Here is a 15,382-nt window from a genome sequence, read left to right as displayed (position 1 = left end):
TGTTCAGTGATGTTGAGGAAGTGAGCGGATTACAAATCCGCGCTCATGAAGTGCTGGAATCAGCCGGGACAGCGCCGTGACCGTCTGGTCGCGCAGACCGGCGTGAGCGCCCTGGCTCAACTCGCCGGGAGGGCATCCGTCGTGCAAGAGTACGATTGCGCCCGGCCGGACAGAGGCGAGCACGGTATCGATAATCGCGTCGACCCCAGGGCGAGACCAATCTCGTGGGTCGACGGACCAATGGAGGGCCGTCAGCCCGGCGATCTGTGACGCTGTGAAGACTTCTTCGCTCCAGGCGCCATAGGGCGCGCGAATATAGCGCACCGAGGCCTGCGGGCACGCCCTCATGATGGCGCCGTTCGCTTCAAAGATCTCACGTTGCACTTCGCCGAAGCCGCATTTGTACAGATCCGGATGAGTCATCGTGTGGTTGCCTAGCTCGTGCCCTTCTGCAAACATTCGTTGGACGAGATCCGGGTGCTCTAAGGCGTAGGCGCCGATGACGAAGAAAGTCGCCGGTACCCGCTGCTCTGCCAGCACATCGAGAATCTCCGGTGTGAAAAGTGGATTGGGACCGTCGTCAAACGTCAGATAAACGCTGCGACGGCCGGTGCCGTCAGAGCACTCACGGCGCACTTCGTACAAGCAATCGGGACGGCTCATAGCTCTGGTCCGTTCCGATCGATCATCGTGCCCGTGGGCCATTCGCTGATCGGCCGTCCAACTGGCAGAACAATGGTGAGTGCGTCATCGATGCGTGTGGGCGGCAGGTCGAGGCGCGCCTCTGGTCGGGTGGAGCGCACGCGAATTCCCGACAAAACGGCCAAAGGGCTGTATCGCCGCCCGAACCTCTCAACATGATTCCGCAGCGCGTCCCGGACGGTTCCGAAAGCGAATGGAACGCCAAGCTCCTGCAGTATTGGAAGCACGACATGGATTGAATGGGCGATTCCGAGACCCTCAAGATCCGGACGTACCCCGTACAGGCCCAGCTCAGCCACCAACAGATCGACCGCGTCAACCTTGATGAAACGGCGCAGTATGCCCATGTGAGCCGCTACACCGCTCGAATCATAGGCGATTGCGCGGAGTTCAGGCCTGGCTCCGGCCCAGCTTCGACTACCTTCGAACGGTTCTGCGTTGGACGCCCCAGTCGGCCCGTAGGTATTACGAAAGAACTGGGCGAGCTCGACGTGGTCCGAGAGCTGCAACTCGTTTTCCCAGCACAATTTCCACTGCACCTGAGGGCGCATTCAGGACCTCTCTTCAAAATAGTTTCTTGCGGGCCGCATTACCCGGCCAAAGCGGCGGCGTTGTTGGCTGCACTCAACCGTTGTCGTTAGCGAAGGTGAGCCAGCCGGTGGGGCTCGCCAATGAGCTCTCTCGATGTTCCCGCCCGTGTCGGCGCCGTCGATTTGAGCTTGACGTCGGTCATTTACGTTCCTCTAATGCATGGTTCGTAAATTCGTAAAATTGATTGTTTAGATGATGCCCATCCACACGCTGGATAGATCAGGATATGCGGTTTAAGGGGCTGGATCTGAATCTCCTCGTTGTGCTGGACGCTCTGATCAGGGAGCGTAAAGTCACTGCCGCGGCCAACAGTATTAATCTGAGCCAGCCGGCCATGAGCGCCGCCGTCGCTCGGTTACGCGCCTACTTCAGCAATGAGCTATTTACGATGAACGGCCGCGAGCTCATTTTGACACCGCGCGCGGAGGGGCTTGCCCCAGCAGTCCGGGACGCATTGCTGCACATCCAGCTATCGATTATTTCCTCCGACGCCTTTAACCCAGCCCAATCGGATCGTCTCTTCCGAATCATGCTTTCCGATTACCTCACGCTCGTGCTTTTTAAGAGGATCGTAGAGCGTACTGCGCGGGAAGCTCCCGCCGTCCGCTTCGAATGTCTGCCTATTTGCGACGACCCCGAGGAGCTTCTCCGGCGCGGCGACGTTGATTTTCTGATTATGCCGGAAGTGTTCATGTCGAAACATCCTCGCGCAGCCCTGTTCGAAGATATGCTCGTATGCGTAGGCTGCGGCACGAACAAGCAGCTGTCAGAGCCACTTACATTCGAGCGATACTTGTCGATGGGGCATGTCGTGCTCAAATTCAGGCACACCCGGCAGCCCACCATGGAGGAGTGGTATTTGCTCGAGCACGGTTTCGAGAGACGTATCGAGGTCGTCGTACAGGGCTTTAGCCTGATCGCGCCCGTCCTATCAGGCACCAACCGCATCGGTACCATGCCCTTACGGCTGGCGCAGCATTTCGCAAAAACAACACCCCTGCGGATTGTCGGACTTCCGCCGCCACTTCCTCATCCCGCATTCACGGAGGCCGTCCAATGGCCTGCGCTTCACAATACTGATCCGGCAAGCCTGTGGATGCGGGAAATGATGTTGCAGGAGGCATCTCGCCTGGCGCCTTTGCTTGAAAGCTATTGAGCGTCTCGGGCTTCCTGGAGGCGGTCGCGATCGCGTAGGAGCGGTTGCCATTCGGGCGTCAGGCCTTTGGCTCGGCAGAGCGGCGCAGTTCCTTGCTGAGTACGAGGGCCAGGAACGAGCAGAACACATGCCCGGGTTGGTGCTGAGTTGACTGCCGCCTCCGATTTCGCGTGCGAAGTCCCAGAAGATGTCTAGCCCCACTCAAATGCCAACTTTGCCGGCCTTGCCGCGGCTTTTCACGCGCGGCCAGGCGAGGAGATGCCGGTCGACGAGGTCAAACCCAATGGACTGTGCCGGCCTCGCTCGGCTACTGGCGTGAGGCATCCTTGACGACACCGCCCTGGACCGACAACGTCGAGATGTTGGCAATGAAGCCGGTCGCGACCTCGCGCTTCCGCCTGAACGCGTGGCCGATCCGTTCACCAATTGGCGCTTCATCCTGGGCCGCGGCTGAGGCCTGTGGGGTGCGGCTACCCCGCGTGGATGGGATCATCAATCAACTTTCTCTCATTTATGAAAGGAAACTTCCCCGCTTACGATAGAAGCCATCAGTTTCATATATTTTCCGGCAGATGAATATCGAACGGCAGAAATGTCTGTCCTGGTGTTTCAGCAGTGCCGGTCTCGATAGCCCGCGTCATCAGCGTTATCAGCTCTTGGGAAAGCCGGCGCATTGGCGTGGCGACCGCCATCGTGATGATGTTATCAGCGAGTGCCGCCCGAGATTCCGGCGTGATTTCATTCACGATCGCGACGAGATCGCGACTTTTACCCTCTTCCCGGACCGCGGAGATGGCGCCCTCCATGCCGCCCCCGGCGACATAGAAGCCGACGAGCTCGGGTTCCCGCTGCATGAGATCAAGCGTTGCCTCGTAGGTGACCTGCCGTTTCTCCAGGTTCACAAGCGGATCGAGCACCTCGAACGTCGGCGCGTTCTCACGGCAATAGGAGCGAAAGCCGACGTCACGGAGCTCGTGCCCCTGGAAACGATGGCTACCGACAAACACCGCCACCTTGCCGGGCCGTTTTGCGACCTTGGACACCATCCAAGCGGCCGTGCGCCCCACCTTGCGGTTGTTGAGGCCGATATAGCCCTGTCGCACGCCGGCGGCGAAGTCGGAAAGCAGCGAGAAAACCGGAATGCCTTTGGCCTTGAGGTCCTCAACCGCTGCTGTAATTTTTGGTGGTCCGGTGCCACCATCGCGATCGCATGGCAGCGTGCGCCCAAATCCTTGAGCGGTGCGATTAGGTCGCTCGGCATATGTGACGGGGCGAATTGGATGAGCGGAATGCCGTGGAAGGACTGGGCCAAATTGACCGACGCTTCGACCTCGCGCGCAAAGTCTTGGTAGAAATGCTGGGCCGGTTTTCTCAAGATGAAGCCCAGACGGTAGCACGGTAGGTCTCGCCGCAAGCGCTGCTTGATGAGCCCGGCAGCATGATAGCCGATCGCGTGGGCGGCGTCGTGGACCCGCCGCGCGGTCTCCTCGCGCACCGGATGGCGGGCGTTCAGAACCCGATCGACCGTTGCTACGCTGACTCGGGCTTCGCGGGCGAGATCGGCAATTGTGGGGCGCTTGGTCATGGGTCCTATTCTGATTGGTTTTTGACGCAGGCTGGCTCTCTGTCACCTAGCGCGATTCGACAATGGTTTCGGGTGGGCAAAGTGAAGACGCCCGCATACTGAATGATCGACAGCGTATTGGACTACTCCAGACGTAGACCGGCCGGGTATAACGGAAGGTTCATTCGCTTAGGGCGGCGACGATTTGCACTCACACATTTAGCGCTTCTGATACATGGTCCGTGAGGCGCCGTTTAGAGCCTGCGAGTCGATCGTTCAGGTCATGTGACCAGCTTGGCGAAACCGGTCGCGGTGCGTCGCCCTTACTCGGCGGAGGATAGCCGGTTTGATGCCTCGGCAAGCTGATGACCGCAGAAGGCGGCTTTCATCTGCGCTCGGTCCAATTCTCCTTCCCAGCGGGCAACGACGAGGGATGCCACTGCGTTGCCGACGCAATTCGTCAGCGCCCGGCATTCGGACATGAAGCGGTCGATGCCGAGAATCAGGGCCATCCCAGCAACGGGAACACTCGGAACTACGGCGAGCGTAGCAGCCAGGGTGATGAAGCCCGCACCTGTTACACCTGCAGCGCCCTTGGAGGAAAGCATCGCAACGAGCAGCAGCAGCACCTGATCGCCGATTGACAGATCCGTGTTCGTCGCCTGCGCGATGAAGAGGGCCGCCAAGGTCATGTAGATATTCGTGCCGTCCAGATTGAACGAATATCCGGCCGGGATGACGAGACCCACAACCGAACGCCTGGCGCCCGCCTTCTCCATCTTCTGCATGAGCGAGGGGAGCGCGGCCTCCGAGGAGGACGTTGCGAGGACAAGCAGCAGCTCTTCCTTGATGTAGCGAATGAGAGAACAGATCGAAAAGCCGTTGTAGCGGCAGACCGCGCCGAGAACCCCGAACACGAAGAGGAAGGCGGTGAAATAGAACGTCGCGACCAGCATCGCGAGGTTGACGACCGAACCGATGCCATATCTGCCGATGGTGAAGGCCATTGCGCCGAAAGCGCCGATCGGCGCGGCTTTCATCAGAATGCCGACGAGCTTGAAGACAGGCGCGATGAGCGCCTGAAGGAAGGAAACGACAGGCTTGCCCGTCTCTCCGGCCATCGCGAGCGCCATGCCGAACAGAACCGAGAAGAACAGCACCTGCAGGATGTCGCCTTCCGCGAAGGCGCCGACTATCGTTGGCGGGATGATGTTCATCAGGAAGCCGGTGACCGACTGCTCGTGGGCCTTTGCGGCATAGGTATTCACGGCCTGGACATCGAGCGAGGCCGGATCGATGTTGAGGCCGGCGCCAGGCTGGACGACATTGGCGACGATCAGGCCGACGATCAGCGCGAGCGTCGAGAAGGTGAGGAAATAGACCATTGCCTTGCCGGCGACCCGGCCGACCTTGTGAAGATCGTTCATGCCGGCAATGCCGGTCGCAATTGTCAGGAAGATGACAGGCGCGATGATCATCTTGACCAGCTTGATGAAGGCATCACCCAGCGGCTTCAGGCTCTCGCCGGTTCCCGGATAGAAATAGCCAATTGCGACGCCGAGGGCGATGGCGGCAAGCACCTGCGCGTAAAGCTTGGCATAGAAGGGTTTGCGGGGCGCGGGACTCGCGCCGCGGACTTGTGCAGCTGACACTGTTTCTCTCTCCCTGACCGGATCGAGGTGGCGTGACTTCTCCCGGGCTTCTCCCTATCGCGGCGCTCCGGTCGAACGCTGCACCAACGCCGCCGCAATACCCATGCCAAATGGATCCGCATGACCTGAACTGACGTTGGGCTCGCCAATGATGGGATGAATGCGGTGGCACAAGACGGGAATGACAAGGCCGCCGTCCAGCACGCGCTTGATGTTCTCCGGCAGATTGCCGGTCGATCTCTCTGGCTTGCGGTTTTGCTGCACATCGTGGTGGGCTCCTCGGTTTGCCGACTTTGGGAAGGGCCGCATCGCTGGCACCAGAGCGGAGAATTGCCGTGTTCTTTGCCGCGCTGCCGCTGCAGCGACAGCTTGAAAGCGACGTCGAGACGTAGGGATTGACGCCGCTGGTGCTGACCGCGACGATGCGGTTCAGAAGTTCCGAGCACCGCCGAGAAAGCCGCGCTCGACCGCCACCTTCGCGCCTTCACACGCGACGCCGCCGCCTTATCTGTGTCATCAATATCGAGGAAATGGCGGTTGCCGCGACCGACCAGTGTCGTCGGCAGTGATTATCGCTCCCGCCCCTGGTTCGCAGGCGCTGGTGAATGGCACGGCCCGGCAATTTATACTCGGCGCGGTCAGCCGCTCAGGCACCGCATCGCCGGCGCCGTATTTCTGTCGTTCAACATCGCCGACAAAAAATTAGAACTGATGAATTCTATCATAGGCCGCGAGGTTTCCTTTCACGAATGAAAGAAAGCTCGATTGACTATCCCGCCTCGCTCCAGTCTTTTGAAAATCAACGTGTGGTTGCCCCCGTGGAAGCCGAGAACGTGGCCAAGCTTCGTGGAGGGAGAGCCAAGCGATGCGTCAGGGGTCGACCCGCTTTGTACTCGACCACACGGCGGTGGCACGAGTTCACGTCAGAGCATTTTCGCGCTTGCCCGCGACGTCGCGGGCGCACATGCCGCCGGCATGCATTTCATGGCGCGAGATCGAGGATCACATGCACCACAACATTCCCAAATCAGAACAAAATGCCAGCGAGTGCCGCATTTCGCTTCCGGATGCGAAAAGGGCTTACCCAAAGTCCGAGACGAACACCGCGGTCCCTTTAGTGCCATCGCACGAGCACGCGCTTACCGGCATCTTCGAAATATCGAAAGTACTCACCGACCCCGCCCGGCTCGAAGTCAGGTTGGCCAAGGTCGTCGATCTCCTGCCCTCGTTTGTGCAGATGCGGCACGGCATCATCGCTCTCTTCGACGCTGAGGGCATACTGGACATCACCGTAGTCACCGGCTGCGACGAGAACAGCGATGAGCGCTCCCGGATGCGTCTGCCGCGCAAGGCAATCGATCGGATTGTGACGACGGACACGCCGCTCGTCGCCGAGAACATAGCGGTGCATTCGGCCTTCACTGCCGCTGACATAGAGGTGCTTGGGGCCTCCGACCCCGTGTCCTTCATCGGCGTTCCCATTCGTGTTGATGGGAACGCCGTAGGCACGCTGACTATCGACCGCGCCTTGGACAGCAGGTCAACGTATCGGCTCGATTATGATGTCCGGCTGCTCACCATGATCGCCAACATGGTGGGACAGACAGTCAAGTTGCACCGCTTCTCCGCGGGCGACCGCGAACGACCGACAGAGGTGGAAGATCGGCTGCAAACGCAATTCTCTGATGTCAAGCACTCTGCACCGCAGCGCAAGAAGGTTCACGTCAAGGGGATGATTGGCGATAGTCCGGCGCTAAGCGCGCTGCTCGAGAAGATCGCAGTGGTAGCTAAGGCAAAGACCACGGTTCTGTTGCGAGGCGAATCCGGTACCGGGAAGGAGCTGGTCGCCAAGGCAATTCACGAGTTGTCGCCGCGCGCCAAGCGGCCCTTCATCAAACTCAATTGTGCAGCGCTGCCAGAGACAGTCCTGGAATCCGAATTGTTCGGTCATGAGAAGGGTGCCTTCACAAGCGCGTTCAATTCCCGCAAGGGTCGCTTTGAGCTCGCCGACAAGGGGACGTTGTTTCTGGATGAGATCGGCGAGATCTCGGCCTCCTTCCAGGCAAAGCTACTGCGCGTGCTGCAGGAGCAGGAGTTTGAGCGCGTCGGCAGCAACCAGACCATCAAGGTCGACGTTCGCGTGATTGCCGCCACGAACAGGAACCTTGAAGAGGCGGTTGCAAGGAATGAGTTCCGCGCCGACCTATATTATCGCATCAACGTGGTTCCCTTGCTGGTGCCGGCATTACGCCAAAGGCGCAGCGATATTCCGCTCCTCGCAGCTGAGTTTCTCAAGAATTTCAACGATGAGAACGGCCGTACGCTGACCTTCGATGCGCGTGCGATTGAAGTACTGATGAAATGTGAATTTCCCGGCAACATTCGCGAGCTTGAAAATTGCGTGCACCGGACAGCGATCCTGGCGGAGGGACGATCAATCGGGAGAAACGACTTTGCGTGCTCCCACGACCAATGCTTTGCCGAGGCGCTGCGGAAGAGCAGATCGGGCAAGGCCGCGCTGCAACCAGCGCCAATCCTCCCAGAGGCAGTGAATCCGGCCACGCCGCCGGATGCGGCCGCTCGTTCGGCCGCCACCTCAGTCCCGCCTGCCGGAGCAACCCACTCATTGGGCGCGAGGACCACCGACGCCGAGCGCGTCATTGCTGCCATGGAAAGATGTGGCTGGGTGCAGGCAAAGGCGGCGCGCCTGCTTGGACTGACCCCGCGCCAGATTGGCTACGTGCTGAGGAAATACGGCATCGAGGTCAAGCGTCTGTGAAAGCATGACTCAGGCGGATTAGCTGAGACCGCTTAGCGGCTTGGCCCGCGCAGGGATGCAGATCCGCGTCCGCGTCAAGTCGATCCGACCGAGGACAGCCTGGCCGAATTCCCGTGGCAGCCGGCGTTGCGACCATCTTGTGAAAGGCGACGCTGCCATCGTCAATCCGTCCGCCATGTTGCTCTCGTTGCGAGCTCATACGGATGCCCCTGTGCGACTGAAACGGAGATAAAATATGTCCGATGCAAAACTGCAAGCTGTGCTTTCGTCTCTTCCGCAAGGGACGCGACAGTTAGATGCTCTGCCGTCCAACGGACCAGCGCCGGACGAAAGTTTTGTCAAGCTGAATACGAATGAGAACCCGTTTCCGTTGCCGCCAATCATAATGCAAAGTGCAGTGGCGGCCCTCAATCGCCAGTATCTGTATCCGGACGACGATAACATCAGCTTGAGGGAAGCAGCGTCCAATACCTATGGGGTATCCACGGATCAGGTCATCGCAGGCAACGGGTCGTCTGAACTGCTCGGACTCATCTACAGAGCTTTCCTCGCCCCTGGCGACAAGGTGGCGATGATATCGCCAGGGTTTTCGTTCAACCGCAAACTTGCCATGTTGCATGGTGCTGAGTTTCTCGAGATCGGATGTCAAACTCATTCGCTGCCAATGGAGCAATTGCTTTCCGGTCCGGCAAAAGACGCCAAGTTCATTCTGGTGGCCAATCCAAACAATCCGACCGGAACATTCCTCTCGATAAGCAATATCGAACGCCTCGTGGCACAATCGGATCGCCTGGTCGTCCTTGATGAGGCCTATGTCGACTTTGCACCCGATCACGGGCTGCGCCTCATCAACCGTTATTCGAACCTTCTGATCTTGAGAACATTTTCGAAGAGCTATGCCGCCGCCGGCATTCGCGTCGGTTTCGGTTTCGGTCACCCTGAGATCATTGGCAGGCTGCGCAACATCCAGAACGTCTTCAACATGAACGTGATCGGGCATGCGGTTGGTATCAGCGTGCTTGCGCATCGCGGCGCCTACGCAGAGAACCACAAGCACATCAGACATGAACGACAGCGAGTGACAGCCGCACTGTCGCAACTTGGATTTTCCGTAACGCCCTCCCACGCAAATTTCCTGCTAGCCCGTGTGCCAGCGGGACAGGACGGCTCATGGTGGCAAGCAGCCTTGGAAAGGCAAAAGATACTCGTTGCCTACTTTCCGGACAATGGTTTGGAACATTGCATCCGCGTCAGCATCGGCACAAAAGAGCAATTGGATGCATTTCTTGCTGCCGCTCGCGATATAGTTGGAAGCTTAAACATACCAAGCACAACGGGCAGGGGAGCGTCAGGCTCTGCTCGTTCGGTACGCTGACGCTAATCCGATATCACACATTGCTATCTTTAGACTTGCTTGGTCACCCAAGCACGACAACATTTTTCTTTAAAATCAGGGACAATATCGAGTGACAAACGTCTTTCCTTCAAACCTAGCCTTCGGCATCTTCGATCATCTGGACGAGGACGGCCTCGATATCGCCCGGCAGTACGAAGATCGCCTGATATTAGCAGAGGCGTGCGATCAGCTAGGGTTCTATGCCTATCATCTCGCAGAGCACCACTGTACCCCCCATGGGAGAGGTCCATCGCCGAATCTGTTCTTATCGAGCGTCGCCCAGCGCACCCGGCGCCTGCGTCTCGGACCCTTGGTGATGCTGCTTGCGCTTTATCATCCGCTGCGTGCGTTCGAAGAGATCTGTATGCTGGACCAGTTGAGCGGTGGCAGGCTCGAACTGGGCATAGGGCGCGGTGCTCTCCCGATCGAATTGGGTTACTTCGGGATTGGTGCGGACGCGGTGCCGGGCCGCTATGCGGAAGCCAGCGAAATTCTTGTTGAAATACTTGTTAATGCCATGAAGGTTGGCACGCTGTGCTATCAAGGCCGCCATTTTGAGCTCAATGACGTTCCTTTGACGCTAAGACCTCATCAGCGTCCACATCCGCCAACATGGGTCGCCGCCAATCGACCCGAGTCCGCAGCCTGGGCCGCTGCGAATGGAGCAAATATCGCGTGTGTAGGACCTTCCTCTTCTGTTCGCAAAACTACTGATGCGTTCCGCGCCTATCAAGAGGACAACACTGGCGCGGGCGATCGAGCGCCATTTATTGGATTGCTCCGCATGGTCGTGGTTGGGCGTTGTGACACACATGCCTATTCGCTCGCGGCACCTGCTTACGAACGATGGCTCAAGAGCTTCCAATTCCTTTACGAGCTTAACGCTATCCCCACTCCACCCAACCTGCCGCTGACCTTCGATGCGGCAGTCGAGAGTGAATTGTGCGTGGTAGGATCAGCAGCGTCTGTGCGAGAAGCTCTGCTCAGTCAGTTGGAAGAGGCAGGTGCTAACTACCTTCTTTGTCAACTGGCATTTGGGAATCTGCCGCTAGATGCTTCCCTATACACCGCGACGACCATTCAATCCGAAATCATGGCTCGACTTGGCTGACCATGAAATTCGCGGTCTGATCCGAAGGTAAATCGTTGTAACAGCGCTCCCTCACATTGCTCGAGCGTGCACGTGGTGGGGATTGGGAAATCGTGAGGGAGGCCAAACTGACGACGAGCCGGCGACACAGATTACCAGGTTTGTGCGTTGGCCGGCATCTGGGCACGGTGTGAGACTGCACGATCCTAAGGAGATGATGGCCGAGCGCGTCACGATGCCGGCACGCATCTGCTCGTCGCGCTCGCGCTAGTCGTTGCCCATAGCCCGCCGCAAGAGGTTCTTCTCGACCGGGGCGGCGCCGGTGGCGGCTCCCGCATCCAGCTTCATCAGCGGCTCGGCGGTAGCAAAGCCGTCACTCGCTACGGCGCTGTTGAGGGCGCGCTCGCGAGCGGCTTTGCTACGCCGAGCGACACCACCTGGAGCGAGTTCGCCCGATGTCGCGGCGTGCACCGCGGTCGGATAACGACGCTGGAGGAAATCGTTCGCAGCCGGTCTTCACGATCCGCGCGAGTGCTTTGCATGAATGCTGCCTGCTTCCTCGTCTGCGGCGGCCTGAGTGTCCGCCGGCACGCCCGAAGTCAATGTCAGTACCACAAGGCCGCCAAGACGTCAGGTCTGGGAGCCGGCTTGTACGGTCGTATCGTGTTCTGGAATATCGTCAAAGGAGGCGTAGTTGAGATTGTAGAGTTTGGAATACAGGCCCCCCATGGCTATTAGCTGATCGTGGTTGCCAGTCGCAATAACTTGGCCATTCTGAAGCACGATGATGCGGTCGGCACCCCGGATCGTGGCAAGACGGTGGGCGATGACGAGGCCAGTGCGCCCTTCAAGCAGCTTTATCAGAGCCTTCTGAATCTGCATTTCCGTGTAGCTGTCGATGTTGGCGGTAGCTTCGTCGAGCACGAGGATCTTGGCGTCGGCGACGAGGGCGCGGGCGAAACTGATAAGCTGGCGCTGGCCGAGAGATAAGTTGTCGCCGCGTTCGCCAAGTTGGGTCTCATACCCGTCGGCGAGGCTCATTATGAAGTCGTGGGCACCGACCGCCTTGGCGGCCTCGATCACCTTGTCGCGCGTGGCTTCCGTCTTGTGGTATCGAATGTTCTCGAAGACCGTCCCGGTGAACAGGAACGGCTCCTGCAGCACCATGGCGACCTGGCGGCCGAGCGATTCCTGGGTGAGATCGCGCACATCATGTCCGCCGACCAGCACTTGGCCCTGCTGAACATCATAGAAGCGGTGGACCAGGGCCATCGCGCTCGATTTGCCAGAACCGCTCGGCCCGACCAGTGCGACCGTCTCGCCGGGATTGACCCGGAAGGAGACATTTTTCAGCACCGAACGGTTCGGATTGTAGCCGAAGGTGACGTCCCTGAACTCGACCGAGCCGTCCATTTCGGGCGAAAGCACCTCGGCATTGGGTTTGTCCTGAACATCGATCTTGACGTCGAGCACATCGGTCAGGCGCTTGCCTGAGGCCATGGCGCGCTGCATGACCGAATATTGCAGGGTGAGTGAGCGGATCGGGTCAAAGAAGCGCTGGATGTAAAATAGGTAGGCAACCAATACGCCCACATCTATGCGGCCATTCATGACCATCGAGCCGCCGACCACAATAACGGCGGCCATGGCGAGGCCGGTGAGGCCATCGACGATAGGCACCATGACCAGTGCATATTTGGCAGCGATCAGGTGGGTCCTGAGGTTGGCATGGGCCTTGTCGTCAAAAAGGATGAAATTCACCTGCTGGCGGTCCATTGACTGGACGGTGCGCACGCCGTGAATGGCTTCGGCCAGCGCGCCGTTGACGACGGAATTAGTCTCGTGTGCGGCCATGAAGGCGTCGCGGGCACGCGGCAGCCAGACAATGCGGACGATCACCAGGACCGGCAGAACCGAGAGCGTCAGGAGGCCGAGGCGGAAGTCGAGCCACAGCATTACGAAAACGATGCCGAAGAGAAGCGCAACATCGCCTACGGAATATACCGAGGTTTCGAGGAATTCCTGTATGGAGTTGACGTCGCCTTGCAGGCGCGACATGAGGCGTCCGACCTCGGTCTTGTCCATGAAGGAGAGCGAAACCTTCTGCAGATGGCCAAACATGGCGCGGCGGATGTCGAACAGGACAGTTTCGGCCACTTTCCCAACCACGGTTTCCTGCATGTAGCCGGCAGCGAAATTGACCAAAATCGCCAAAACGAACGCGCCGACGGCCGCAAGCTGGGCTGAGCGATCGGTCCTTGCCGGGTTCATGCCCTGGTCGAGCGCGTAGCGGATGATCAACGGGATGAGAAGCTGCGTCCCGGTGAAGATCAGCATTGCTGCAATCGTGATGACTACCCTGGCCCGATAGGGACGGAGGAAGGCCCAGATGCGCCGGAGGATGCTCTTGTCGAAAGCCCGGCCGAACATCTCCTCCTCGATGCGGTGCGAGCCGACAACCGCGCGCGGAGGGCGTCTGCCGTCGTCACGTTCGGCTTCGAGTTCGCCGGCGCGGCCCTGCGCCATCAGCGGGCGCCCCCATACTGGGTCATAATGTCATCACCCGGGCGCGTCTGGAGATCGTAAAGGGCCCTGTAGCGTCCCCGCTTCTCCAAAAGCTCTTGATGCGTGCCGCGTTCTACGATTTCGCCGTTATCGACAAAAAGGATCTGATCGGCATGCATAAGCGCACTCAGCCGGTGCGCGATGATGATCGTCACCCGATCCTTGGCGAAGCGCCTCATCGCCGCGCGGATGCGCTGCTCGGTGCCGGCATCGATCGCCGCCGTTGAGTCGTCGAAAACGACGACGGAGGGGCGCAGCATCATGCTGCGAGCAATCGTGAGACGCTGGCGCTGGCCGCCAGAGAGAGAGACGCCGCGTTCGCCCACGACCGTCTCGTAGCCTGCTGGGAGCCCGAGGATGTAGTTGTGGAGCTGGGCGAATTCGCCAGCGCGTTCGATTCGCTGTCTCTTCGCCCAGGGATCGCCATAAGCGATGTTGTTCTCGATCGTGGTGGTGAATAGGAATGCATCCTGCTGTACGACGGCGACCGCCTTGCGAAGCGTCGCGAGGGTGACATTGCGTATGTCCTGGCCGTCCAGCGTGATGGCGCCACCGGTCACGTCGTAAAAGCGGGAGACCAGATGAGCCATCGTCGATTTGCCCGAACCCGGCGGACCGACGATCGCGATCGTCTCGCCTCTACGGGCCTCAAAGCTGAGGTTCTTCAGAATGGCGCGGTTTTCGGCGCTGGGGTACGCAAACGAGACATTGTGGAAGCGCAGAGTGCCGTCGCTTATCTCAAGCGGTCTGGCCTCGAGAGCATCCCTGATTGTGACCTCCTGGTCGAGGAGACCGAAAAGCCGCGAACCGCAGCTAGAAGCGCGGGCAAAGGCATTGACCATGAGGCCGATCTGGCGGACTGGCATTTGCAGGATTGTCATGAAGGTCAGGAAGGTCGCCACCGTTCCGACGCTTATCTCGCCAGCGACGAGCTTGCTGCCACCGATCCAGAGCACCAATCCCATTGCGAAAAAGAAGGACAAGGTCATCGCCGACGTGCTGGGCACGTAGATGTCAACTCGGTCGTGGGCGAGGTCGAGCGCGTTCTTGGAAGCGCCGTCGAACTTCAGCATCTCATAGGCTTGAGCCGCAAAAGCGCGGACCACGCGGATGCCTGCGAGATTTTCCTCCATCACGCGGCTTAGTACTGAAAGCCGCTCATGCAGGTCGAGCCAGGTGGCGCGCAGCCTAAGCTGTGTGGCCGATGAGCGCCAGGCGACAAAAGGCACGAAGCTCAGCGCGACCAGGCCGAGCATGGGATCGGTCGAGATCATCATGTAGGCGCCGATCCCGATCAGCATGGTGAGCAGGAGCACGCGAACGAGCGCGGTGGAAAAATACATCCGCACGCCTTGGAGATCGAGCATTCCGATGGTGATCAGATCGCCTGAATGGACCCGGTCGTGAAAGGAAAAGCTGAGACGCTGGATCTTGTCGTAGTAGGCGAGCCGCAGTTCGTACGCGACATGATGCCCGACGGCTTCGGCAAAATAGTTCTGCGCCATCGTGAAAAGGCCGCGTAGCGCGCTGACGGCGAGCAGCAGGAGAGCCGGGATCCAGAGCGCTTGTCCTGCCGCGGTCCCCGCGACACCGCCCCCGATGGCTGTCTGGGTCAGGTCGACGGCCCGGCCGAGAAGCTGGGGAATGAGCAACTGGAGGATTGCCGCCAGGACCGTCGAGCCCATGGCGAAGGCGACCTGCCAGGGATGCCGCAAATTCATACGCGTGATGCGCAACAGCGTACTCAAATCCCGGCCCCAGCGCGCCGCTTCCACATGGGTCAACGAATTTAGAGCGTTCGTTGCGCTGCCGATAGCATCACTGCTCACGGGTGTATTCCCGACTGCATTTTGCGCCTTCGAGGCAAGCCGAAGGACCAATCATCAA

12 protein-coding genes and 1 pseudogene are annotated in these 15,382 nt (G+C 59.3%); 5 read left to right on the top strand and 8 right to left on the bottom strand.

Annotation, left to right across the window (positions count from 1 at the left end):
- Positions 1-3 precede the first annotated feature (3 nt).
- Positions 4-663, bottom strand: a complete 660-nt coding sequence (gene nodB, locus NKH78_RS00435; RefSeq protein ID WP_352523368.1) for a chitooligosaccharide deacetylase NodB — start codon at positions 661-663, stop codon at positions 4-6.
- Positions 660-1,253, bottom strand: a complete 594-nt coding sequence (locus NKH78_RS00430) for a NodA family N-acyltransferase (RefSeq protein ID WP_352881500.1) — start codon at positions 1,251-1,253, stop codon at positions 660-662. The genes nodB and NKH78_RS00430 overlap by 4 nt, the downstream gene beginning before the upstream one ends.
- Before the next feature lie 266 nt (positions 1,254-1,519).
- On the opposite strand from NKH78_RS00430, the gene NKH78_RS00425 reads away from it, so the two are divergent.
- Complete coding sequence (locus NKH78_RS00425; RefSeq protein ID WP_352457033.1) at positions 1,520-2,449, top strand: LysR family transcriptional regulator; 930 nt, start codon at positions 1,520-1,522, stop codon at positions 2,447-2,449.
- Between the two features lie 307 nt (positions 2,450-2,756).
- Here NKH78_RS00425 and NKH78_RS00420 read toward each other — a convergent pair whose 3' ends face one another.
- The 4 genes and pseudogenes from NKH78_RS00420 to NKH78_RS00405 form a co-directional block, all read right to left on the bottom strand.
- Positions 2,757-2,942, bottom strand: a complete 186-nt coding sequence (locus tag NKH78_RS00420) for a hypothetical protein (RefSeq protein WP_352591356.1) — start codon at positions 2,940-2,942, stop codon at positions 2,757-2,759.
- Between the two features lie 61 nt (positions 2,943-3,003).
- Positions 3,004-4,034, bottom strand: a pseudogene (locus NKH78_RS00415) (LacI family DNA-binding transcriptional regulator).
- Between the two features lie 302 nt (positions 4,035-4,336).
- On the bottom strand, positions 4,337-5,665 hold the full coding sequence (locus NKH78_RS00410; RefSeq protein WP_023678259.1) for a dicarboxylate/amino acid:cation symporter: 1,329 nt from the start codon (positions 5,663-5,665) through the stop codon (positions 4,337-4,339).
- A gap of 54 nt (positions 5,666-5,719) precedes the next feature.
- Entirely contained in the window at positions 5,720-5,929 is a 210-nt protein-coding gene (locus NKH78_RS00405) for a hypothetical protein (protein ID WP_156937379.1), read from the bottom strand.
- Between the two features lie 273 nt (positions 5,930-6,202).
- Between NKH78_RS00405 and NKH78_RS00400 the strand changes: the two genes are divergently transcribed.
- The 4 genes from NKH78_RS00400 to NKH78_RS00385 all read left to right on the top strand — a co-directional run bounded on the left by NKH78_RS00400 (position 6,203) and on the right by NKH78_RS00385 (position 10,951).
- A complete protein-coding gene (locus tag NKH78_RS00400; protein WP_352855089.1) occupies positions 6,203-6,418 on the top strand; it encodes a hypothetical protein in 216 nt (71 codons plus the stop codon).
- Positions 6,419-6,671: 253 nt separating this feature from the next.
- On the top strand, positions 6,672-8,444 hold the full coding sequence (nifA, locus tag NKH78_RS00395; RefSeq protein ID WP_352881497.1) for a nif-specific transcriptional activator NifA: 1,773 nt from the start codon (positions 6,672-6,674) through the stop codon (positions 8,442-8,444).
- A gap of 235 nt (positions 8,445-8,679) precedes the next feature.
- Complete coding sequence (gene hisC, locus NKH78_RS00390) at positions 8,680-9,819, top strand: histidinol-phosphate transaminase (protein WP_352720350.1); 1,140 nt, start codon at positions 8,680-8,682, stop codon at positions 9,817-9,819.
- A gap of 91 nt (positions 9,820-9,910) precedes the next feature.
- Entirely contained in the window at positions 9,911-10,951 is a 1,041-nt protein-coding gene (locus NKH78_RS00385) for an LLM class flavin-dependent oxidoreductase (protein ID WP_023678254.1), read from the top strand.
- A 609-nt stretch (positions 10,952-11,560) separates the two neighbouring features.
- On the opposite strand, the gene NKH78_RS00380 is transcribed toward NKH78_RS00385, so the two are convergent.
- Positions 11,561-13,456, bottom strand: coding sequence for an ABC transporter ATP-binding protein (locus NKH78_RS00380; protein ID WP_352881492.1), 1,896 nt, complete (start codon positions 13,454-13,456; stop codon positions 11,561-11,563).
- A complete protein-coding gene (locus NKH78_RS00375) occupies positions 13,456-15,324 on the bottom strand; it encodes an ABC transporter ATP-binding protein (RefSeq protein ID WP_352881488.1) in 1,869 nt (622 codons plus the stop codon). Before NKH78_RS00375 ends, NKH78_RS00380 begins: the two co-directional genes overlap by 1 nt.
- Between the last annotated feature and the right edge of the window lie 58 nt (positions 15,325-15,382).

Origin of the sequence: Mesorhizobium sp. M0910 (assembly GCF_040319465.1) — a bacterium.
GTDB lineage: Bacteria > Pseudomonadota > Alphaproteobacteria > Rhizobiales > Rhizobiaceae > Mesorhizobium.
This window is presented reverse-complemented; position numbering and strand designations above follow the sequence as displayed.

Bases quoted from the DNA above. Each gene is read 5' to 3' on its own strand.
- nodB (WP_352523368.1), bottom strand. From the start codon at position 663: ATGAGCCGTCCCGATTGCTTGTACGAAGTGCGCCGTGAGTGCTCTGAC.
- NKH78_RS00430 (WP_352881500.1), bottom strand. From the start codon at position 1,253: ATGCGCCCTCAGGTGCAGTGGAAATTGTGCTGGGAAAACGAGTTGCAG.
- NKH78_RS00425 (WP_352457033.1), top strand. From the start codon at position 1,520: ATGCGGTTTAAGGGGCTGGATCTGAATCTCCTCGTTGTGCTGGACGCT.
- NKH78_RS00420 (WP_352591356.1), bottom strand. From the start codon at position 2,942: ATGATCCCATCCACGCGGGGTAGCCGCACCCCACAGGCCTCAGCCGCG.
- nifA (WP_352881497.1), top strand. From the start codon at position 6,672: ATGCACCACAACATTCCCAAATCAGAACAAAATGCCAGCGAGTGCCGC.
- hisC (WP_352720350.1), top strand. From the start codon at position 8,680: ATGTCCGATGCAAAACTGCAAGCTGTGCTTTCGTCTCTTCCGCAAGGG.
- NKH78_RS00380 (WP_352881492.1), bottom strand. From the start codon at position 13,456: ATGGCGCAGGGCCGCGCCGGCGAACTCGAAGCCGAACGTGACGACGGC.